This window comes from Microvirga roseola, assembly GCF_020866965.1.
GTDB lineage: Bacteria > Pseudomonadota > Alphaproteobacteria > Rhizobiales > Beijerinckiaceae > Microvirga > Microvirga roseola.
On sequence record NZ_JAJATX010000005.1, the window covers coordinates 45,497 to 65,484 of the forward strand.

Annotated in this window: 18 protein-coding genes; 6 read left to right on the forward strand and 12 right to left on the reverse strand. The window is 65.9% G+C overall.

What is annotated here, in order from left to right:
• Window positions 1-12 precede the first annotated feature (12 nt).
• Window positions 13-1,188, forward strand: a complete 1,176-nt coding sequence (locus LG661_RS05150; protein WP_230530806.1) for a vWA domain-containing protein — start codon at window positions 13-15, stop codon at window positions 1,186-1,188.
• Window positions 1,189-1,192: 4 nt separating this feature from the next.
• Window positions 1,193-1,762, forward strand: a complete 570-nt coding sequence (locus LG661_RS05155; protein ID WP_230530807.1) for a hypothetical protein — start codon at window positions 1,193-1,195, stop codon at window positions 1,760-1,762.
• A 17-nt stretch (window positions 1,763-1,779) separates the two neighbouring features.
• Here the strand turns inward: LG661_RS05155 and LG661_RS05160 are convergent, their stop codons facing one another.
• Window positions 1,780-2,205 (reverse strand): universal stress protein, encoded by a 426-nt coding sequence (locus LG661_RS05160; protein WP_230530808.1) that lies wholly within the window; start codon window positions 2,203-2,205, stop codon window positions 1,780-1,782.
• Between the two features lie 14 nt (window positions 2,206-2,219).
• The gene (locus LG661_RS05165) at window positions 2,220-2,540 is read right to left on the reverse strand and encodes a 2Fe-2S iron-sulfur cluster-binding protein (RefSeq protein WP_230530809.1); all 321 of its coding nucleotides are present in this window, start codon (window positions 2,538-2,540) and stop codon (window positions 2,220-2,222) included.
• A 319-nt stretch (window positions 2,541-2,859) separates the two neighbouring features.
• On the opposite strand from LG661_RS05165, the gene LG661_RS05170 reads away from it, so the two are divergent.
• On the forward strand, window positions 2,860-7,638 hold the full coding sequence (locus tag LG661_RS05170; protein WP_230530810.1) for an apolipoprotein A-IV repeat region-like domain-containing protein: 4,779 nt from the start codon (window positions 2,860-2,862) through the stop codon (window positions 7,636-7,638).
• An 81-nt stretch (window positions 7,639-7,719) separates the two neighbouring features.
• Here LG661_RS05170 and LG661_RS05175 read toward each other — a convergent pair whose 3' ends face one another.
• The 4 genes from LG661_RS05175 to LG661_RS05190 are packed head-to-tail and all read right to left on the reverse strand — an operon-like array spanning window position 7,720 to window position 11,955.
• Entirely contained in the window at window positions 7,720-8,373 is a 654-nt protein-coding gene (locus LG661_RS05175; RefSeq protein ID WP_230530811.1) for an ABC-type transport auxiliary lipoprotein family protein, read from the reverse strand.
• A gap of 27 nt (window positions 8,374-8,400) precedes the next feature.
• The gene (locus LG661_RS05180; RefSeq protein WP_230530812.1) at window positions 8,401-9,969 is read right to left on the reverse strand and encodes an MlaD family protein; all 1,569 of its coding nucleotides are present in this window, start codon (window positions 9,967-9,969) and stop codon (window positions 8,401-8,403) included.
• An 8-nt stretch (window positions 9,970-9,977) separates the two neighbouring features.
• On the reverse strand, window positions 9,978-10,778 hold the full coding sequence (locus LG661_RS05185) for an ABC transporter ATP-binding protein (protein WP_230530813.1): 801 nt from the start codon (window positions 10,776-10,778) through the stop codon (window positions 9,978-9,980).
• A gap of 4 nt (window positions 10,779-10,782) precedes the next feature.
• Entirely contained in the window at window positions 10,783-11,955 is a 1,173-nt protein-coding gene (locus LG661_RS05190; protein WP_407666662.1) for an ABC transporter permease, read from the reverse strand.
• A 79-nt stretch (window positions 11,956-12,034) separates the two neighbouring features.
• Between LG661_RS05190 and dgcA the strand changes: the two genes are divergently transcribed.
• Window positions 12,035-13,018, forward strand: a complete 984-nt coding sequence (gene dgcA, locus LG661_RS05195; RefSeq protein WP_230530815.1) for an N-acetyl-D-Glu racemase DgcA — start codon at window positions 12,035-12,037, stop codon at window positions 13,016-13,018.
• Here dgcA and LG661_RS05200 read toward each other — a convergent pair.
• From LG661_RS05200 to LG661_RS05210, 3 genes are all read right to left on the reverse strand, one after another.
• Window positions 12,988-14,169: an MFS transporter gene (locus LG661_RS05200; RefSeq protein WP_230530816.1), complete on the reverse strand. Its 1,182-nt coding sequence runs from the start codon at window positions 14,167-14,169 to the stop codon at window positions 12,988-12,990. The genes dgcA and LG661_RS05200 overlap by 31 nt on opposite strands.
• Before the next feature lie 126 nt (window positions 14,170-14,295).
• Window positions 14,296-15,354 carry a glycosyltransferase family 4 protein gene (locus LG661_RS05205; protein ID WP_322098841.1) on the reverse strand — a complete coding sequence of 353 codons (1,059 nt, stop codon included), beginning with the start codon at window positions 15,352-15,354 and terminating at the stop codon, window positions 14,296-14,298.
• Window positions 15,354-16,178, reverse strand: coding sequence for a UDP-2,3-diacylglucosamine diphosphatase (locus LG661_RS05210; RefSeq protein WP_230530817.1), 825 nt, complete (start codon window positions 16,176-16,178; stop codon window positions 15,354-15,356). The genes LG661_RS05205 and LG661_RS05210 overlap by 1 nt, the downstream gene beginning before the upstream one ends.
• Window positions 16,179-16,372: 194 nt before the next feature.
• Between LG661_RS05210 and LG661_RS05215 the strand changes: the two genes are divergently transcribed.
• Both LG661_RS05215 and LG661_RS05220 read left to right on the forward strand, forming a co-directional pair.
• Window positions 16,373-17,305, forward strand: a complete 933-nt coding sequence (locus tag LG661_RS05215) for a DMT family transporter (RefSeq protein WP_230530818.1) — start codon at window positions 16,373-16,375, stop codon at window positions 17,303-17,305.
• Between the two features lie 108 nt (window positions 17,306-17,413).
• A complete protein-coding gene (locus tag LG661_RS05220; RefSeq protein WP_230530819.1) occupies window positions 17,414-18,031 on the forward strand; it encodes a helix-turn-helix domain-containing protein in 618 nt (205 codons plus the stop codon).
• Between the two features lie 21 nt (window positions 18,032-18,052).
• On the opposite strand, the gene LG661_RS05225 is transcribed toward LG661_RS05220, so the two are convergent.
• The 3 genes from LG661_RS05225 to LG661_RS05235 form a co-directional block, all read right to left on the reverse strand.
• Window positions 18,053-19,000 carry a c-type cytochrome gene (locus LG661_RS05225; protein ID WP_230530820.1) on the reverse strand — a complete coding sequence of 316 codons (948 nt, stop codon included), beginning with the start codon at window positions 18,998-19,000 and terminating at the stop codon, window positions 18,053-18,055.
• A gap of 61 nt (window positions 19,001-19,061) precedes the next feature.
• Complete coding sequence (locus LG661_RS05230) at window positions 19,062-19,496, reverse strand: c-type cytochrome (protein ID WP_230530821.1); 435 nt, start codon at window positions 19,494-19,496, stop codon at window positions 19,062-19,064.
• A gap of 145 nt (window positions 19,497-19,641) precedes the next feature.
• A complete protein-coding gene (locus LG661_RS05235) occupies window positions 19,642-19,962 on the reverse strand; it encodes a rhodanese-like domain-containing protein (RefSeq protein WP_230530822.1) in 321 nt (106 codons plus the stop codon).
• Window positions 19,963-19,988 lie beyond the last annotated feature (26 nt).

Sequence of the window (19,988 nt, forward strand, 5' to 3'; positions counted from 1 at the left end):
GACACTGGCGCGATGTTTCTCACCTTCTTCACCGAGTTGCGCGCGGCCAAGGTGCCGGTATCGCTCAGGGAGTATCTCTCTCTGCTGGAGGCGCTCGACCGGGATCTCGCGGACAAGAGCGTCGAGGAATTCTACTATCTGTCTCGCGCCTGCCTCGTGAAGGATGAGCGGCATTTCGACCGTTTCGATCAGGTTTTCTCCCATGTCTTCAAGGGTCTCGAGAGCACGGGCCAAGCTCTCGGGGAGACGGAGATCCCCGAAGAGTGGCTCCGCAAGCTCACCGAGCGCTACCTGACCGACGAGGAGAAGCGCCAGATCGAGGCCATGGGCTGGGACAAGCTCTGGGAAACCTTGAAGAAGCGCCTCGACGAGCAGAAGGGCCGCCATCAGGGCGGCAACAAATGGATCGGGACTGGCGGCACATCGCCCTATGGGGCCTATGGCTACAATCCCGAAGGCATCCGCATCGGCCAGGACAAGAACCGCAACTTCCGCGCCGTGAAGGTGTGGGACAAGCGCGAGTTCAGGGACTTCGACGACAATGTGGAGCTCGGCGTGCGCAACATGCGCATTGCGCTGCGCCGTTTGCGCCGCTTCGCCCGCACCGGAGCGCCGGAGGAACTCGACCTCGACGGAACGATCCACGAGACGGCCCACAGGGGCTATCTCGATGTGCGCCTGCGGCCGGAACGCCGCAATGCGGTGAAGGTCCTGCTCTTCCTCGATGTCGGCGGCTCCATGGACTGGCACATCGAGACCGCGGAGGAGCTCTTTTCGGCCGCAAGGCTCGAATTCAAGCATTTCGAGCACTTCTACTTCCACAACTGCGTCTATGAGAATCTCTGGAAGGAAAACCGCCGACGCTTCGACGAGAAGATCCCCACCCTGGACGTGATCCGCACCTATGGGTCGGACTACCGGGTGGTCTTCGTGGGCGACGCCTCCATGAGTCCTTATGAGATCATGACGCCCGGCGGCTCCGTCGAGCATTGGAACGAGGAGCCCGGCCGGGCCTGGCTGCAGCGCATCCTCGACCATTTCCCGAAGGCGGTCTGGCTGAACCCGGTGCCGCAATCGCACTGGGGCTACGCCCAATCCATCACCCTCATGCGCCAGCTCTTCGCCGACCGCATGTACCCGCTCAACCTGGAAGGCATCGATCAGGCGATGCGTGCACTGGTGCGTTGATCCGATGACCTCGACCTACACCCACAGCCCCCGCCCGGTTGGCGGACCGATCAGCTTCGCGCTCAAGGGCGACAGGCTTACCGTCGATTCGGGCCGCAAGGTCCAGGAGGTCGCGCTTGGCGCGGTCGAGACCGTACGTATGACCTACGAGCCGGGCCGGCTGTCCCAGAAAGCCTTCCGGACCAAGGTGACCCTGAAGGACGGCAAGTCCTTTACCTTCACCTCTCTCAACTGGAAGAGCCTTGTGGAGGCTCAGGAGATGACGGGCGAGTACCGCGCCTTTGCGCAGGCGCTCTGCGATGCCATCGCCCGCGCGAATCCCGAGGCGCGCTTCGTTGCCGGAAAGCCCTGGTGGCTCTGGGCCTCGACGACCGCCCTCGCCTTCGCCTCGCTGCTGGTCATGGCCGTGCTGATCGGGCGGGCGCTTCAGATGGGATCGACGGGTGTTGCCCTCATGGGAGCCCTGTTCGCCCTGGTCGGGATCTGGCAGATCGAGCCTATGGTGCGGCTCAACAAGCCGCGCCCTTTCCGGCCTGACCTGCCCCCGGCAGAACTCATGCCGAGGGTTTCCTGAGCATTGGCCGAAAGCTCCTAAGTCCTCACCACTAGCACCGAGCACCTGGCGTGGCGCACGATGGTGGAGGCGTTGGAGCCAAGCAGATAGGTCGCCATGGTCGGCCGGTGGGAGCCGATGACGATGAGGTCCGCGCCGGTCTTCTCCGCCTCGTCCAGGACCTCGTTGTAGACGGACCCGAGGCGGACAACCGCCGAGACGCGCTCTGCCGGAAGCGCCACCTTGGCCGCCAGCTCGGCCAGCTTCTTCTCCGCATCCGCCTGCTGCTCCGCATCGAAGGTCGGCGGCATGAACTCCATGTAGGTGACCGGCACGATGGAGCGTACATAGATCAGGCGCAGCGTGCTGTCGGATCCGTTCGCGAGCGCGACCGCCTTGTCGAGAGCCGGCTGCGCCGCCTCGACCTCACCGAGATCGACGGGAACCAGGATCGTCTTGAACATGAAAGGTCTCCGGCTCAGCCCTGGCGGGCGGGCGTGTGGACGACGAGCCCGTCGAGCTCCGGACGGACGCGGATCTGGCATGACAGGCGCGAGTTCGGGCGGACGTCGAAGGCGAAATCGAGCATGTCCTCCTCCATAGGCTGAGGCTGTCCGGTAGCGGCTTCCCATTCCTCCGCGACATAGACATGACAGGTCGCGCACGAGCAGGCTCCGCCGCATTCGGCCTCTATCCCGGGAACGCCGTTGCGAATGGCGGTCTCCATGACGGTGGCGCCCTCCTCGGCTTCGACCGTCCGGGCCGTGCCCTCGGAATCGATGAATGTGATGCTGATCATTGCAGGCCTTTCATTGTCGGCGGATATTTAAGACAGGGAACGCCGAAAGACGAGAGACAGGGGCGGACGCTGCCGTTTTTTCGCCTCAATTTACCCGGTAGTGCAGGTTACTGAGCCGTTAACGACGTTCGTAAGAGGCGGGGCAGATCGGGTTTCCTTACTTCGGACCGGCCGCTAAACTCGCTTGGTAAATGACAGGTTACCGTACGGAAGAACCGCATCCGGTTCTTTCGCACAGGGCTGCAGCCACGCATCCACGTCGTCTTTAGCGGAGCGAGCGGCTTCAACCCCTTAGTAGTTGGCGTCACGAGGGCGGATCATGGCGAGCGAGAAAAAGAAGATGAGAGACCCGGCGGAGGCGGCTCTGACAGCCGTCGAGCAGGCGCTCAACCTTGACGAGACATTCGTGATCCAGACGCCGGACCGGGCGGACGGCCAGTCGTCCGCCGAAGAGCCCAGGCTTCCCGACATCGAGGACCATGACTTCACCAAGGGCCCCTTCGGTCTCGGATCCGGCTCGCTGCCCGAGCGCGACGACCTTCAGGACGACCAGCTGGACGACATGTCCCGCACCGGCTTCCTTGCGCCCGACCGGGCGGCCGTCGCCAACGACGACCGCCAGAATGTCGGCGTCATGCTGCAGGCGCTCCAGGTTCGCCCGTCCCGCCGTCCCTATGTCATCGCGGCCCTGGCCTCCCTGCTCTGGCTCGGCGGCGTCGGTGCCCTCGCCTACGCCCAGGGCATCGCCACTCCCGAGCAGCTGCTCGCCACCTTCTCCACGGCCCAGCTGGCGCTTGGAGCCATGGTCCTGGTCGCTCCGGTCATCCTCTTCTTCATCGTGGCGATGCTGACCGTCCGCTCGCAGGAGATGAAGATGGTCGCCCGGGCCGTCGGCGAAGTCGCCGTGCGCCTGGCCCAGCCCGAGAACTTCTCGACCGATGCGGTGCTCTCCGTATCCCAGGCGGTGCGTCGCGAGGTGGCGGCCGTGGGCGACGGCGTCGAGCGCGCCCTGGCCCGCGCCGGTGAGCTGGAGACCCTCGTCCGCAGCGAGATCTCCACCCTGGAGCGCGCCTATTCCGACAACGAGATCCGCATCCGCTCGCTGATCGACGAGCTCGTCACGCAGCGTGAGGCCATCGTCACCAATTCCGAGCGTGTGCGCGGCGCCATCACCGGCGCGCACCAAACCCTGATCCAGGATCTCGACGTCGCCGGCGAGCGCGTCGTGTCGTCCTTCAGCAGCGCAGGCGACCGGGTGATGAACTCGCTCGAACAGCGCGGCGACCAGATCACCCAGGCCCTCGGCCGGGCCGGCGAGCGGGTCGTGGAGGAAATGGCCAGCCGCGGCGTCGAGCTGGTCGAGCGCCTCTCCGGCACCAGCGAAGAGATCAAGACCGGGATCGCCGAGGTCGGCACCACCATCACGGGCGCCCTCGAGAGCAAGGCGCAGGACATCACGGGCGCCTTCGAGCGGACCGGCGACGTTCTGACCCGCCATCTCCAGGAAGGCGCAAGCCAGGTCACACGGACCCTCGCCGAGACCGGCCGCGGCGTCATCGATGCCCTCGCCAAGCAGGGCAGCGACGTGCGGGAGGCCTTCGAGCAGACGGCCCGCTCCCTGGAGGAGAGCTTCGCACAGCGCGGCAGCGAGATTACCGAGAAGCTCGCGGCCACCGGCGGCGTGATCGCCGACGACATCACCGCCCGCACGGCGGAGATGCGCGAGCAGATCGCGGCAGCCGGGTCGACCGTGAGTGAGGAGATCCTCGCCAGCGGCACCCTCGTCCGCGAGCAGCTGACCACGACGGGCACCTCGGTCGTCGAGGAGCTGAAGGTCAATGGCGGCGCCCTGCGCGAGGAGTTCGCGTCCACGGCCAACACCCTCCTCGAGGAGCTGGCGAGCCGCGGCGGAAACCTGCGCGAGCAGCTTGCCAATACCGGCACCGAAGTGGTCGACGAGATCGTGGTGCGCGGCAACGAGTTCCGCGAGCGGCTGGCCACGACGGCCGCAGCCGTGATCACCGAAATCATGCAGCGCGGCAGCGATGTGCGCGAGCAGCTGGAGAGCGCCGTGCGCCTCGCCGACGAGTCGATCGGCACCCGGGTCGAGGACCTAGCCCAGCGTCTCGAGACGGCGAGCCAGCGGGTCAGCGAATCCGTTACGACCCAGGGCGAGGCCCTGGAGACCAGCCTGTCCCAGGTCGGCGAGCGGATCTCCTTCCTCATGGGCTCCCGTGTCGAGGAATTCCAGAACGTCTTCGAGACCCGCGGCCAGGAGTTTTCCGAGACCCTCACCCGCCACGCCGACGAGGTCCAGGGACGCCTGGCCACCACCGGCAAGGATATCGTCGTCGCGATCACCACACAGGGCGCACGCGTCAACGAGGTCCTCAACCGCACGGCAACGGACCTATCGACGACGGTCGATACCCGCACCCGCGAAATGGAAGAGACCCTCGGCTCTCGCCTGACGGCCTTCGAGGACGTCATGGGCCGCGGCGGCGAACTGGCCGAGCGCATCTCCCGCGACGTGGGCAGCCTGACCGAAACGATCAGCGGCCGCTTCGCAGAGATGGACCGCCTGATTACCGTTCAGGGCAGCGCCATGGCGGAAGCCTTCGCTGAACGTGCCCGCGAGGCGACCAGCGCCATCGAGGGCCAGCTCACGGCTCTGGAAGAGCATGCCAGCCGCCGCACCACGGAGATCACGGTCAACTTCGACACCATCGTCGAGCGCGTGGACAGCGTGCTCAGCGCCCGCTCGTCCGCTCTCAACGAGGCCCTCGTGGTCCGGACGGGCGAGATGGCCCGCGTCATGGCCGAAGGCGGCCGCGATGTCGCGAACGCGCTCCAGACCCGCGTGGACGAGATCAGCCAGGCCATCACGGCCAAGACCAGCGCCATCGCCGAGACGCTCTCCTCCAAGGCCGAGCAGATCGGCGAGGCTCTCGAGACCCGCGCCTCCACGATCAACCAGATCCTCGGCGACAGGGCCGACGAGATCGCCACGTCCCTGGGCGCCCGCGCCTTCGAGATCAACCAGACCCTCGGCAGCCGTGCCGAAGAGATTAGCCAGACCCTGGGCTCGCGCGTCGATGAGATGAACCTGACCCTCGGCAGCCGCACGGAGGAGCTCGCCTCGACGCTCGACCAGCGCGTGTCCCTGTTCGAGAACCGGGTCGTGAACCGGCTCAACGGCATCGTCGAGACCATCGACGACAAGAGCCAGGCCGTGGTCGTGTCCCTGAGCAGCCGGATCGGCGAGATCCGCTCCATCTTCGACACGCAGGGCGCCTCCCTTGTCGAGAGCCTGAACGGTCGCAGCGAGGAGATCGGCCGCGAGGTCGCCGCCATCAGCGAGACCACCCTGCGGGCTCTGGAGGAGCGCAGCAACGCCGTCATCGGCAGCTTCCAGGACCGGACGATGGAGCTCACCTCCTCCTATGTCCAGTCGACCGAATCCATGCGCGCCGCTCTCAGCGAAGGTGCGGAGCAGACGGTCGAGACCTTGGTCGGCACCAACGAGCGCCTGCGCACCGAACTCACCGACGTGCTCGGCCGGCTGCAGGACGCCAACCGCATGCTCCAGCAGGTCGCAGCGAGCGCCAGCAGCAATCTCGGTGCGGTCGAGGACGGCCTTGCCGGCCGCGTCCGGCAGATCGAGATCCTGCTCTCGGAGATCGCCTCCCAGACGGGTCGCGCTTCGGATCAGGTCGCGGATCAGGTGGAAGCCCTGCGCAGCGTGTCGTCCGGCGCGATCCAGCAGGCCGCGGATCTGGCCTCGACCCTCGAGGAGCGCGGCCTTGCGCTCACCGCCACCACCCACGAGCAGATGCAGACCCTCACAGAGGCTGCGACCGCCCTGGAGCGCGTCGAGGCCCGCATGAGCGACGCCCTGACGACCCGCCAGGCCGCGCTCGACGAACTGCTGGGCCGCATCGACGCGCGCTCGCAGGAGCTGGAATCCGTCACGCGGGCGTTCTCCGCTCTCGTGGAGGGCTCCCTCCAGAACGCCGAGAACAGGGCTCGCCAGATCGGCTCCGTGCTGGCCAGCACGGCGGAGGCGACGACGAGCGCCATCGGCGAGCAGTTCGAGCGCATCCGCACCTCGACCGGCGAGGAAGGCGAGCGCACCGCGGCCGCTCTACGCACCGCCTATGAGCAGGCGGCGGCCGAGATGACCGAGGCGCTCAGCAACGCCACCGCCAAGTTCCGCGACACCATGGGCGACCTGCGCGGCATGACCTCCCAGATCCAGCGCGAGCTGGACGCGACCCGGGCTGAGCTGCGCCGCGGCGTTGTGGAACTGCCGCAGGAGACGCAGGAGACGACCGCCAATATGCGCCGGGTCGTCGCCGACCAGATCAAAGCTCTCAACGAGCTCTCGGCCCTGGTCTCTCGCTCCAACCGCGTGGTCGATGCGGCTCCCGCCGCCCAGCCGCGCAAGGCTGCCGTGAACGAGACCCCGGTCGCGGCCACCATGGCGGCCGTTGCCGCCGCCGTCGAGCAGCGGATCGCGAGCAACCCGGCCCCTGCTCCCCAACCCGTTGCGCGCCAGGCTGAGCCCAGGCCCGCACCGGTTCAGGCCCCTGCCCGGCCGGCCCAGCCGGCAGCGGAGCGTCCGGCTCCCCGCCGGGAAGAAGCCGCTGCCCGCAGCGAGTCCGGCGCCCGAGGCGGCTGGCTGTCCGATCTCCTCAACCGCGCCTCCCGCGAGGATGAGGAGCCGGCCCGCGCTCCCTCCCGCTCCCGGGTCAACAGCCTCGAATCCCTCGATTCGATCTCCGTCGATATCGCGCGGATGATCGACCACGATGCGGCCGTCGAGCTGTGGGATCGCTACCGTCGCGGCGAGCAGAACGTGTTCACACGCCGCCTCTACACGCAGCAGGGACAGCAGACCTTCGACGAGATCCGTCGCAAGTACCGCCGTGACGAGGAGTTCCGTCAGACCGTGGACCGGTATGTGGAAGAGTTCGAGCGCCTGCTCGCCGAAGTCTCCCGCGACGACAGGGACTCAATGCTGACGAAGACCTACCTCACGTCGGAAACCGGCAAGGTCTACACCATGCTGGCCCATGCGAGCGGCCGGTTCGACTGAACCGGCTGAGCACCGCCAAGCCGAACAACCGAAAACGCGGCCTTCTCGGCCGCGTTTCTTTTTTGCGAGGAGGATGGTCGCTCAGGCCGGCGGCTGTGACATCGCCAGCGCTTCCGGGTCGTCCCGGCGCGGAAGATTGCTTCCCCCGACCCAGCGCACGATATCGGCCATCACTACCTGGAGAGCCTCGTTGAGGGCTGTCGTCGCATTGGCGGCATCGATGGCGGCGACCGGCAGGCGGGCACGGAAGATCCGGCTGTTGATGATCCGGCCGGTCTGGTCGCTCACGATCTTCGCCGCAATCTCGACCTCCGCCTCGTTGCTGGGCGTCATGATCTGAAAGCTGCGCAGGTTGGACAGGAGCCGCACGTCGACATCGGTCCCGCTGCTCGGGAGAACCACGCCGATGGACTGGGATGAATTCTCGAAGGTCGTGACCAGGCGGGCCTGGATCATCGACGGCAGATCGTCCGCCCATTGGGACCCGCCGAGAGCCGCTATGGCGCCGCTGGCGTCCTTCACGATGATCTGTTCGGAGGTCAGGGGCTGAACGGCCGTGGGCTCCGCAACGGCGATCTGGACGCCGGCTGCCCCCCGGATCCGTGTCGTGGTCGCCGACAGATCGTAGGTCGTCGGCGCAGGCGTCGACGAACAGGCAGCGGTCACGGCAGCAAGGACCAGCACCGGCGCGATGCGCAGGAGCGGCCTTGCCCTATCGGTTTTTGGGGGGAACACGGATGACTCACACATACGGTCTGAAGCTTAGCGGCGCCCATTGTATTCGGGGATAGACTGGCGGCCACCAAAAATAAACTGCTGTGGATTGCGCTCGATGCTCCGGACTGCCCGGCTGATGTCGTTGAGCGTCTTTCTCGCTTCTCCCGCAAGGGCTTCATACTCGCGCAGGCCCGAGTTGGTGAAGCGGCCCACATCGGTCAGAATGCCCTCGGTCCGCTTGTTCAGGTTATCCGCAAGCTCGCGGACGGAGGTCGCGGCCTCGCGGATCGTGTTGAAGGCTCCCTCCCCCGATTCGCCCGAAGCGGAACCAAGGAAGCCTTCTGCGCTCGCGAGTACGTTGTCGATGCGATCCGCCGATTTGTTGAGCTTCTCGGTGAGCGCGCGCGCCTCCTGTATCGCCTTGTCCACATCGGGGCTGCGGTTGCTGAGCGTCTGGGCAAAGGTGTCGATGTTGTCGACCGTGCGGCCCACCTTCGTCGGATCGACGGCCTTGGTGAGGTTTGCGATCTCTCCGATGGCGGCATCGAGCTTGGGCGCCGTCTCGTTGAGGCGGCCGATGAGGCTTGCCGCATCGCGAAGGGCCGCATCGATGGCCTCGCGGTTCTGAGCCAGCACCTGCGTGAAGGCTTCCGTGTTCTCGACGATGCGCGCGACCCGCTGGCTGTCGACGGAATTGGCGACTTCCTGAACCTTGTCGACGGTCTGCCCCACCTTCGCCGGGTCGATGGCGCTGGCGACATTCGCGATATCGCCGATGGCGGCGTCAAGCTTGGGCGCCGTCTCGTTGAGACGCGTCACAAGGCTCTCCGCATTGCGTACGGTATTGTCGATGGCCTGCCGGTTCTCGCCCAGAGCCTGGCTGAAACTGTCGACATTCTCGACGATTCGGGCGACGCGCTGCGGCTCGACCGCGCGGACCACTTGGTCGACATTGGTCGCCAGGGTCTCGAGCTTTTCGGCCAGCGGCCCGACCTTCTCGGCTGCCTGCCCTACTTGAGCGAGGAAGCGGTCGATGCCGTCCGCATTCTCGCCGAGGGCAGCGGAGAAGCGTTCGACATTCTGGACGGTGCGATTGATCGAGCCCTCATTGTCCGAGATCACCCGGCCGACCCGCTCCAGCACGTCATCGGCCCGGCGGGCGATGTTGCGCGCTGATTCAAGAAGATCCTGGAAGTCGGAACGGTCGGCGAAGATCGTCGGCAGGGGCTGGCCCGGCCCTGCCGCGAGCGGCGGTGCAGTGGGTTCGCCGCCCGACAGCGCGACATTCGCAACCCCGGTCAGTCCCTGGTATTCCAGGCGGGCGCGGGTGTCGGTGCGGATCGGGGTGGAGCTGTCGACCTGAGCGATGGCGACAACACGTCGCGGATCCTCCGGCAGAAGGCTGATATCGGTCACCTCGCCGATGCGCAGGCCGTTGAAGGCCACGCTCGAGCCCTTGTTCAAACCCGCAACCGAGCCTGAGAACACGATGCGGATCGTTTCACGCCCCTGCCCCCTTTCGCCTCCCGCGAACCAGTAGACGAACCCGAAGGCCGCGGCGATCACCGCCAGGGTGAAAAGCCCGATCAAAGCGTAATTTGCCCGCGTTTCCATCGCTAACCTTATGCACTGCCGGCCATGGCCGCGCGTGCCCGTTTCCCGTGAAAATAGGAGCGGAGCCAGGGGTGATCGGATGCCAGCAGCACCTCGATCGGCCCTTCCGCCAGGATTTTTCCGTCGCCCAGAGCCGCGATCCGATCGCAAACCGTATAAAGGCTATCCAGGTCATGGGTTACCATGAATACGGTAAGCCCTAAAGTCCGTTGTAACGTCGCAATCAATTCATCGAACTCGCCGGCTCCGATGGGGTCGAGGCCGGAGGTCGGCTCGTCCAGGAACAGGATGTCCGGATCGAGGGCCAATGCCCGGGCCAGGGCCGCGCGCTTGATCATGCCACCGGAGAGCTCCGAAGGAAGCTTGTCGGCAGCATCGGGCTTGAGACCCACCATCTCGATCTTGAGCATGGCCATCTCGTCGAGAAGCTTCTCAGACAGGTCGAGATATTCCCGCATCGGCACCTGGACGTTCTGCTTCACGGTCAAGGCCGAGAAGAGGGCTCCCTGCTGGAAGAGCACCCCCCAACGGCGCTCGAGATCGCGGCGCTCCGACAGCGATAGCTCGTCGAGGTTGCGGCCAAGCACCTCGATGGTGCCTGCCCTTTTCGGGACGAGCCCCAGAATAGCCCGGGTCAGGACGGACTTGCCCTGGCCCGATGCGCCGACGAATCCCAGGATCTCACCCCGGTAGACGTCGAGATCGAGGCCCTTGAGGATCGTCCTCTCCCCGAATCCGACCTCGATTCCGCGCACGCGGATGATGACCTCGCGGTCCTTGGGGGAAGCAGGATGGTGCCTGTCGAGCATCGCTTCAGTACCTGATGGCCGCGAAGAACATGGCGAAGAGACCGTCGAGCACGATGACCATGAAGATGGCTTTCACCACCGAGGAGGTCACGTGGCGCCCGAGGGACTCGGCGGAACCCTGCACGGCCATTCCCTCCAGGGTCGCGATGATCCCGATGATGAGCGCCATGAAGGGGGCCTTGATGAGGCCGACCAGGAACGTGTTCATGGCGATCGCTCCCCTGAGGCGGGAGAGGAAGACGTCCGGGCTGATGTCGCCGTAGAACCAAGCCGTCACTCCCCCCCCGCACAGGGCCGCGATGGAGGATATGAAGGTCAGGAGCGGCAGGGCGAGGATCAGGGCGAGGATGCGGGGAACGATGAGAACCTCGATGGGATCGAGCCCCATGACCCGCAGGGCGTCGATCTCCTCCCGCATCTTCATGGAGCCGATTTCGGCCGTGAAGGCCGATCCCGAACGGCCGGCGACCATGATGGACGTCAGGAGCACGCCCAGTTCGCGCATGACGAGGATGCCGATGAGGTCGACCACGAAGGGCGTGGCGCCGAACTGGATGAGCTGAAAGATGCCCTGCTGGGCGATGATGCAGCCGACCAGGAACGAGATCAGAACGATGATCGGCACGCCCCGATAGGCGATCTGCTCCAGCTGGTTGACGACCGCAGTGCCCCGGAACCGCCGAGGGTGAAGGATGACCCGCACAAGCGCCGAGATGAGTTCGCCCAGGAAGGCGACGCCACTGACGAGATCCTGCCCCGCCCCTGTAATGCTTTTGCCGATATCGGCGAAGAAATCGATGAGCCGGTCCCGGAACCCGGAGAAAAGGGAGCGCCTGATCTGCGGCTGCTCCTGAAACCCGCGATAGGCCACCTCGTTCAGGAGGATCTGCTGCTCCGGAGAGGCATTGGCGAAATCCGCTGCAAGGCCTCGCTCCCCGAGGTCATGCCGGGTCCGGTCGAGAACCCAGGCGCCCAGGGTGTCGAGATGCTGCACGCGGCCGAGGTCGATGATGACGTGGTGCTGGCCCGCCTCCGCAGAAACCTGCTCCGCCCAGGCCTCGATCTGCCTGGCGTGCCCGGCCGTCCAGGGCCCGGAAAGCTTGGCGGTCACCCGGTCCCCGGCGCGCTCAATTTTCACTTGCGGCTCTGGAGCCAAGGTGCTCTGCGCCACTGTCATCCTTCCGGCGTTGATTCCGCTTGGTGATAGCGTGTTGCTGCGCCACAAGTCGAGCCGAAGTTCACGGGATGACCAGAGAATGCGCCAGCTGACCGTTTCCATCGACCGTTTCCCCATCGCCGGCAAGTTCACAATCGCGCGGGGTTCGCGCACGGAGGCCGTTGTGGTCACCACCACCATCGCCGAGGGCGGGGCTGTCGGGCATGGGGAATGCGTGCCCTACCCCCGTTACGGCGAGACGGTCGAAGGCGTGGCGGCGGCCATCGAAGCAATCAGGCCGGAGATCGAGGCCGGGCTGACCCGGGAGGCCTTGCAGGGCCTCATGCCGGCGGGAGCGGCCCGCAATGCGGTCGATTGCGCCCTCTGGGATCTGGACGCCAAGTGCTCCGGCATCCGCGCCCATGTGACCGCCGGCCTGACCCGCTGGCCGCCTGCGACCACGGCCTACACGATCAGCCTCGATACCCCGGAAGCCATGGCGGAGGCCACCGCCAGGGCGGCCGAGCGGCCGATCCTCAAGGTGAAATTCGGCGCGCCCGGAGGCGATCTCGAGCGCATCGCCGCCGTCCGAAAGGCCGCACCCCAGGCGACCCTGATCGCCGATGCCAACGAGGGCTGGACCGAGGAGAACATCGAGGCGCATCTCGCCGCCTGCGCCGAGGCAGGCTATGCCCTGGTCGAACAGCCCCTCCCCGCCAAGGCCGACGGCTATCTTTCCAGAATCTCCCGTCCCGTCCCGATCCTGGCCGACGAGAGCGTGCATGACCGGCCAAGCCTCGACAGGCTTGTCGGCCTCTACGACGTGATCAACATCAAGCTGGACAAGACCGGCGGCCTCACCGAAGCCCTGGCCCTGGCCGATGCGGCGGAGGAGCGCGGGTTCTCCCTCATGATCGGGTGCATGGTGGGAACCTCGCTCGCCATGGCCCCTGCCATGGTGCTCGCCCCCCGCTCCCGCTTCGTCGATCTCGACGGGCCGCTTCTCCTCGCGCGGGATCGGGAGCCGGGGCTGCACTACGAGGGCAGCATCGTCTACCCGCCAGAGCCTGCCCTCTGGGGCTGAGCCTTCAGCATCCGGACCGCCACCAGCATGAGGACGAAGCCGATGGCTCCCAGGGGGGCCATCGCGGCGAAGACGGCCGCCCCCGCCTCGTTGTAGATCACGCCGCTCGCCATGGTCGAACCGGCCATGACCAGGGCAGCCAGGGAGCCGTAGATCCCCTGAGCCCGCCCGCGGGCATGTTTCGGCGACAGGGCGGCCAGGGCCGCCATGGTGCCGATATGGGTGGCGGCGAAGGACAGGCAGTGCATGGCCTGGAGAACGAAGGTGAGGGCAAGCCCCGGATGGAGCGAGAGGACTGTGAACCGGATCGCCGCCGCCGCCGACCCGATGAGGATGAGACCGAGGCCCGATCCGCGCCCCACCGCCCGGCCGAGAAAGATGAAGACCAGGATCTCGGCGATGACGCCGACTGCCCAGAAATAGCCGATGACCGCATCGGAGAAGCCGAGCGAACGCCAGTAGATGCTGGCGAAGGCGTTCAGCGCGCCGTGGCTGCCTTGCGTAACGGCGGCAGCGATCAGGACGAGCCAGAGCGCCTTCGGCAGTTTGGGCGCGCTGGAGGATACCTGCTTTGCGACGGGAGCGGAGGTTTCCGGCACTTCCTGCGGAACGGCCGCCAGGGTTGCCGCGATGCCCAGGAGCGGGATGAGCGCAAGGGCGACGACCACCACATTCGCACCGAAGGCTCCGACCAAGTAGCCGGCCACGATGTTGGCGATGAAGAACGACACCGAGCCCGAGCCTCTGATCCGGCCGTAGTTCAGGCCCGGATGACGCTGGACCGCATTGGTCGAGACGAGGTCGTTGGCCGGGATGATGCAGGCCTGAGCGACGGCGATGAGGCCGACGAGGCCCATGATCGCCATGCTGTCATCGGCAAGCAGAAGAAGCGGAAAACCAAGGACCTGCCCCGTATGGCTCGCCAGGAGCAGCCGCCTTGCGCCGAACGAGCGGTCGGCCAGGCTCATCAGGGGAGCCGTCGCGAGGATTCGCACAATGACCGGGACGGCGATGATGAGCCCGATGATCGTAGGCGACAGGTTCTTGCTCTGGAGCCAGAGAGGGAAGAAGGGCAGGTAGACCCCATGGCTGACGAAGCTCGCGGCCTGCAGGGAGCCGAGGCGGACTTCGAGGGCTTTCAACGGCGGCATCGGGGGGAAGGCCTTCTGGAATCGGCCGGAGGTGGGATGCCGGAGCCATAACACGGTGCATGAATGCCGATAAGGGCATTCTCTGGCAGATCTCAGGAAGGACTTTCCAGTGACGCTGGAACGTCCTCACCCTGCCTGCAGCACGCTGTCCGGGTCGAGGACCGGAGCCGAGCGGGCGCTCTCCCCTTCGATGGCGGATTCGATGTTCGAGAAGAACTGCCGCGCGCTCTCGCGCCAGGTGAAGGTCTCCCCATAGGCCCGGCATCTGTCCTTCGGAATCCCGAGGGCTTCGAGAGCCGCCTCCCGCAGGTCGGGTTTGAGAACGCCGCAGCCCGAGGCGCCGATCACGTCCGCCGGACCCGTCACGGGAAAGGCGGCGACGGGAAGGCCGGAGGCCAGCGCCTCGAGCAGGACGATGCCGAAGGTATCCGTGAGGCTTGGGAAGACGAAGACGTCCGAGGAGGCATAGACCCGCGCCAGGTCCTCGCCGGTGAGGGCGCCGAGGAAGCGGGCCTCCGGGTACTTTCCTTCGAGCTCCGCCCGCGCGGGTCCGTCGCCCACGATCACCTTCGTGCCGGGAAGGTCGAGGGACAGGAAGGCTTCGAGGTTCTTCTCGACGGCGACCCGGCCGACATAGAGGAAGACCGGCGAGGTCACCTCCAGCACCCGCTCGGGGCGGGGCCGGAAGAGTTCCGTGTCGACGCCCCGTGTCCAGCGCACGATGTTCTTGAAACCCCGCACCGTCAGTTCGCGTTCGAGCGACGGCGTGCTGACCATCATGGCGCGGGAGGCGCGGTGGAACCGCCGCAGCGCGCGGTAGGACCAGGCTTGCGGGATCGGCGTACGGGCCGCGACATATTCGGGAAAGCGCGTGTGATAGCTGGTGGTGAAGGCCCGTCCCTGCCGGCTGCAGACGAAGCGCACGGCAAGCCCGATGGGCCCCTCCGTCGCAATGTGGATATGCGTGGGCGCGATCTCCTCGACCATGCGGGCGACGCGCCCGGGGCCCGTCAGCGATAGGCGGATCTCCGGATAGGTCGGCATCGGGAAGGAGCGGAAGCGGTCCGGCGTCAGAAAGACGATCTCGGCGCCGAAATGGGGCGCCTCGGCCGCCATGTATTCGAGCGAGCGGACGACCCCATTGACCTGGGGACGCCACGCATCGGTGGCGACCAGAAGGCGCATCAGGCCACCCTTTCGCGCAGCGCAGCGGCGACTGCTTCGCGGGCCGGCTGCTTTTCGAGCTGAACCTCCCGCTGCATCTCCGTCCAGCGGATCAGCTGGAAGGCCCCGTCGTAATGCTCGACGACCGCCGTGCAGGATTCCACCCAGTCGCCCGTATTAACGTAGGACACGCCGAGCTGCTCGTGCATGACCGCATGGTGGATGTGGCCGCAGACCACGCCGTCGGCCTCGTGGCGCTTTGCCTCGGCCGCCAGCAGCTCCTCGAAACGGCTGATGTAGTTGACGGCGTTCTTGACCTTCAGCTTGGCCCAGGAGGACAGGGACCAGTAGGTCAGCCCGAGCCTGCGCCGCACGATGTTCAGATGGGTGTTGATGAAGAGCGCCGCCGTATAGGCGCCGTCGCCGAGCAGGGCGAGCCAGCGGGCGTGCCGCACCACGAGGTCGAACTGGTCGCCGTGAATGACGAGATAGCGCTTTCCGTCGGCGGCTTCGTGGAGGGCATAATCCGCGAGCTCGATCCCGCCGAGATGCACGCCGATGTAATCGCGGAAGAATTCGTCGTGATTGCCCGGGATATAGACGAGGCGCGCGCCTTTGCGCACCTTGCGCAGAAGCTTCTGCACCACGTCGTTATGCGCCTGGGGCCAGTACCAGCCCGACTTCAGCCGCCAGCCGTCGACGATGTCGCCGACGAGATAGATGGTGTCGGCGTCGTATCGTTTGAGAAACTCCAGCAGGGCGTCCGCCTGGCACCCCTTGGTGCCGAGGTGGAGATCCGACAGGAACAATGTACGCACGCGAACAGCATTCAACTCTTGGGCCATGCGGCGTCCTCACTTGGCTTTCCCTTCAAGCCAAACCGGATTCGCATCTCGTCCCGGTGACACTATCCTTGCAATTTTGTGACAGCCGACCCGGACCTCATGCGCTGAGCGCAGGCATTTCGTGCTTCGCAGGTCTTCACGCGGGGGCTTTCGCGTGATTGGTTGCTACTCCCGATTCAAGCGACCTCCTTCCTGTGAAACCTCTCCTGGGGATATCCCTCAAAGTCCTCTCCGCCCTCGTCTTCACGATGATGTCGGCCACGCTGAAGACGCTCATGGCGCGCTACCCGGTAGGAGAGGTCGTCTTCTTCCGCTCGTCCTTCGCCATCCTGCCGCTCATGGCGTGGCTCTTCTGGCAGGGTGATCTCATCAACTCCATCAGGACGAAGAACATCGCCGGGCACTTCAAGCGCGGGCTCATCGGCACAAGCGGCATGTATCTGGGATTTGCCGCCCTCGCCTATCTGCCGCTCCACGATGCGATCGCGATCGGCTACGCATCGCCCCTGATCGTCGTGATCCTCGCAGCGCTCATCCTGAAGGAACAGGTCCGGGCCTATCGCTGGTCCGCCGTCGCAGTGGGCTTCATCGGCGTCCTGATCATGCTCGCGCCCTACCTGAACGTCGGCACCTTCAGCGGCGGCCTGAGCGGGGGGCCGACCCTCGGCGCCGTCTGCGCCCTGGCGGGCGCCTTCTGTTCGGCCGGAGCCATGATCCAGGTGCGCCGCCTGACGGCCACCGAGAAGACCGGCGCCATCGTCTTCTATTTCTTCATCCTGGCCTCGGTCCTCTCCCTCTGCACAGCCCTCCTCGGCTGGCGCAAGCCCGACGCCATGGATCTCGCCCTGTTCGTCGTCGGCGGTATTCTGGGGGGAATCGGGCAGATCCTGCTCACCCAGAGCTACCGTTTCGCCGATACCTCGGTGATCGCGCCCTTCGAGTACACGACGATGATCTGGGCGCTCCTGTTCGGCTGGTTTGTTTTCGGCGACCTTCCGACCGTCACCATGCTGATCGGAGCCTCCATCGTCGCCGCCACGGGTCTCTTCATCGTCTGGCGCGAGCATCGGCTCGGGATGATGCGCACGAAGGAGTTCGCCGCCGCCCCGCAGAGGCCCGGCGTCTGAGGGAAAAGCGGCTCCGCGACCTCCCGGGTGCTTGACCCGGTCCGTCTGTTACCGCACAACCGTTTTGAGGAACGAACGTTCGGTTTTTCAGGACATAAGGCGGGCACGATGGGCGTCGAGGGCAAGGAACGGCACCGGGAACTGGAAACGGGAGCCCAGGTCTTGTCCGGCAATATGGGCAAGACCATCCAGCGCCTGCGCAAGGCCTACAACCTGTCCCTGTCGGAGCTTGCCGAGCAGTCCGGCGTGGCGAAGTCGATCATCAGCCAGATCGAGCGCAACGAGACCAACCCGACGCTCGCGACCATCTGGCGGCTGAGCCAGGCCCTCGACGTGTCCATCGAGCGCGTGCTGGCATCCGGGGACGAGGAGCCCTTCATCGAGAAGTCGTCCAAGGCCGACACCCCGATCCTGGTCTCCGAAGACGGCAAGGTGCGCCTCGCCATCGTCGGCTGGCTGAAGACCATCGAGTGGCTGCAATGGTACGACGTCCAGGCGGAGCCGGGCGGCGCCCTCGATTCCGACGGCCACCAGCGGGGATCCGTCGAGTGCCTCTCCGTTCTGGAGGGTGAGTTCGAGGTCGAGGTGGGCGGCGTCGTCCAGCAGGCCAAGACCGGCGAAACCCTGCGCTATCGCTGCGACCGTCCGCATTCCGTGCGCTGCATCGGCGACAAGCCCGGACGCGCTTCCATGGTCTGCATTCTCAAGGCGGCCGTGATGGACTGAGGTCCGGCCGCGGCCGAACCCCTATTCGGCCGCCTTGAACCCTTCCCGTGGCGGAAGGGACAGGATGTACTCCGCCATCGCCCGACGGTCGGCATCGGACAATTGGGCCGTGTTGGCCACAACCGATCCCATCGGCCCGCCGACCGTATCGAAGAGGGGCGTCTCGCCCGTCTTGAGCAGGGTCTTCAGCTCGCCCGCAGACCATCCTCCGATGCCGGTCGGGTGAGGCGTGATGTTGGGAACGACGCCCCTGCCCTCCGGATCGGGCCCGCCGGCGAAACGCCTCTCCTCGATGATGGCGCCCGCAGCGTTGCGCTCGCTGTGGCACTCGGCGCAATGGCCCGGCCCGTTCACCAGGTACGCGCCCCGCTTCCAGCTGGCCGGTTTCGTCGGATCGGCCACGAAGACCTGCCCGTCCAGGAAGGCGAGCTTCCAGACGCCGACCCCGCGGCGGATGTTGTAGGGGAAAGGCAGGTCATGCGCCGGCGCGCGGCCTTCCACGGCCGGCAGCGTCATCATGAAGGCGAAGAGATCGGCCAGGTCCTCCGCCGGCATTCTCTGATACGAGGTGTATGGAAAGGCTGGATAGTAATGCCGTCCGTCCGGAGATATGCCCTCGCGCATGGCGCGGATGAAATCGGCCGTGCTCCAGGCCCCGATCCCATCCTGCCGATGGGGCGAGATGTTCGGGACGTAGAACGTGCCGAAGGGCGAGTTCAGCGGATAGCCGCCGCCCAGCCGCAGCTTGTCGTCCTGGTTCGGCGTGGCGTGGCAGGAGATGCAGCCTCCTGCATAGAAAAGACTGCGCCCGTTCTCGAGATCGGGCTGGCGCCCCTGCGCGACAGCCGCTTCCCACGCCGTCGCCTCGTCGCCGCGAATAACGGCGTAGGCCTGCGGGGACGTCAGGGCCCAGAAGCCCAAAGCGCCCAGAACGATCAGGACCAACAACGCCAGTATCGCTTTTCGCATCCCTGCCCTCAAAACAAGAAGGGCGGCCCTGACGGCCGCCCGAATTGGATCCGCGCCGTCCTCAGGTCTTCTGGCGGAAGGTGTTGTGGCACGCGCCGCAGTTCTGGAGAACGCCGGGCATCGCCGCCTTGAAGGAAGCCTCGTCCCTGACGGAAGCGAGGGCAGCCTGGGCATCCTGGTTCATCTTCTGGAAGATGGAATCGAAATGGGCCTTGTTCTCCCAGATTGCCGGCAGGGCGCCGGTCTTCTCGACGGTCCTCGAGCTTTCGGGGAAGAGCGGCAGGGCTTTCTGTGAGTTCTCGGCGAGAATCCTGAGCCCGGACTGGGCCTGGGCGAGATCGAAGGGAGCCTGCCCGCGCAGCATGCCGCCGAGCGTGCGAACCTGGGCTCCCATCTCCTTCATGAGGGCCTGGCGCTGTTCGACGACATTGCCTTGCGCGATGGCCGCGGTGACGCCGAACGCCAGAAGCCCGGCGACGAAAATTGAACGCTTCATGTAGATATTACCCTCTTGTGGATCCCGCTTGGGGGGACTTCTCACGGGGCCCCCATCCGCATGCGGCATTAGCGCACAACTCTCGAAGCTTGAGCACTCTTGCCGAGAACACATCTCCGTGAAGTGCCGCTACCGGAATTGCCAGCTACTCAACCGGCTCGCCTGCAGCCGCCCAGTCCTTGAAGCCCCCCTTGTAATGCTCGTGGAGGTCCCGCCCGGCGGCCTGCGCGAACTCGATGGCACGGACCGACCTCACGCCGGCGGCGCAGGAAAAGACGATCCGCTTGCCCCCGGGCAGCTCCGACGGATCGAAGGACGATAGGGGATTCGAAACCGAGCCCGGAATGTGTCCCGCGGCGAATTCGTGGGGCTCGCGCACGTCCACCAGGAGGATGGAGCCATCGGCCAGCCCCTGCTTGACCTCATCTCGGTCGAGGTCGACGATCCGGGGCATATCTTGGTTCATGGGATTTCCTTCAAAACAGTCTTTGA

What these genes read in the sequence shown, in the direction of transcription:
- LG661_RS05155 (WP_230530807.1), top strand. Translation starts at nt 1,193, where the DNA reads ATGACCTCGACCTACACCCACAGCCCCCGCCCGGTTGGCGGACCGATC.
- LG661_RS05210 (WP_230530817.1), bottom strand. Translation starts at nt 16,178, where the DNA reads ATGGCCCAAGAGTTGAATGCTGTTCGCGTGCGTACATTGTTCCTGTCG.
- LG661_RS05230 (WP_230530821.1), bottom strand. Translation starts at nt 19,496, where the DNA reads ATGAAGCGTTCAATTTTCGTCGCCGGGCTTCTGGCGTTCGGCGTCACC.
- LG661_RS05185 (WP_230530813.1), bottom strand. Translation starts at nt 10,778, where the DNA reads ATGCTCGACAGGCACCATCCTGCTTCCCCCAAGGACCGCGAGGTCATC.
- LG661_RS05165 (WP_230530809.1), bottom strand. Translation starts at nt 2,540, where the DNA reads ATGATCAGCATCACATTCATCGATTCCGAGGGCACGGCCCGGACGGTC.
- LG661_RS05190 (WP_407666662.1), bottom strand. Translation starts at nt 11,955, where the DNA reads ATGACAGTGGCGCAGAGCACCTTGGCTCCAGAGCCGCAAGTGAAAATT.
- LG661_RS05180 (WP_230530812.1), bottom strand. Translation starts at nt 9,969, where the DNA reads ATGGAAACGCGGGCAAATTACGCTTTGATCGGGCTTTTCACCCTGGCG.
- LG661_RS05160 (WP_230530808.1), bottom strand. Translation starts at nt 2,205, where the DNA reads ATGTTCAAGACGATCCTGGTTCCCGTCGATCTCGGTGAGGTCGAGGCG.
- LG661_RS05170 (WP_230530810.1), top strand. Translation starts at nt 2,860, where the DNA reads ATGGCGAGCGAGAAAAAGAAGATGAGAGACCCGGCGGAGGCGGCTCTG.
- dgcA (WP_230530815.1), top strand. Translation starts at nt 12,035, where the DNA reads ATGCGCCAGCTGACCGTTTCCATCGACCGTTTCCCCATCGCCGGCAAG.
- LG661_RS05235 (WP_230530822.1), bottom strand. Translation starts at nt 19,962, where the DNA reads ATGAACCAAGATATGCCCCGGATCGTCGACCTCGACCGAGATGAGGTC.
- LG661_RS05225 (WP_230530820.1), bottom strand. Translation starts at nt 19,000, where the DNA reads ATGCGAAAAGCGATACTGGCGTTGTTGGTCCTGATCGTTCTGGGCGCT.
- LG661_RS05150 (WP_230530806.1), top strand. Translation starts at nt 13, where the DNA reads ATGTTTCTCACCTTCTTCACCGAGTTGCGCGCGGCCAAGGTGCCGGTA.
- LG661_RS05200 (WP_230530816.1), bottom strand. Translation starts at nt 14,169, where the DNA reads ATGCCGCCGTTGAAAGCCCTCGAAGTCCGCCTCGGCTCCCTGCAGGCC.
- LG661_RS05205 (WP_322098841.1), bottom strand. Translation starts at nt 15,354, where the DNA reads ATGCGCCTTCTGGTCGCCACCGATGCGTGGCGTCCCCAGGTCAATGGG.
- LG661_RS05220 (WP_230530819.1), top strand. Translation starts at nt 17,414, where the DNA reads ATGGGCGTCGAGGGCAAGGAACGGCACCGGGAACTGGAAACGGGAGCC.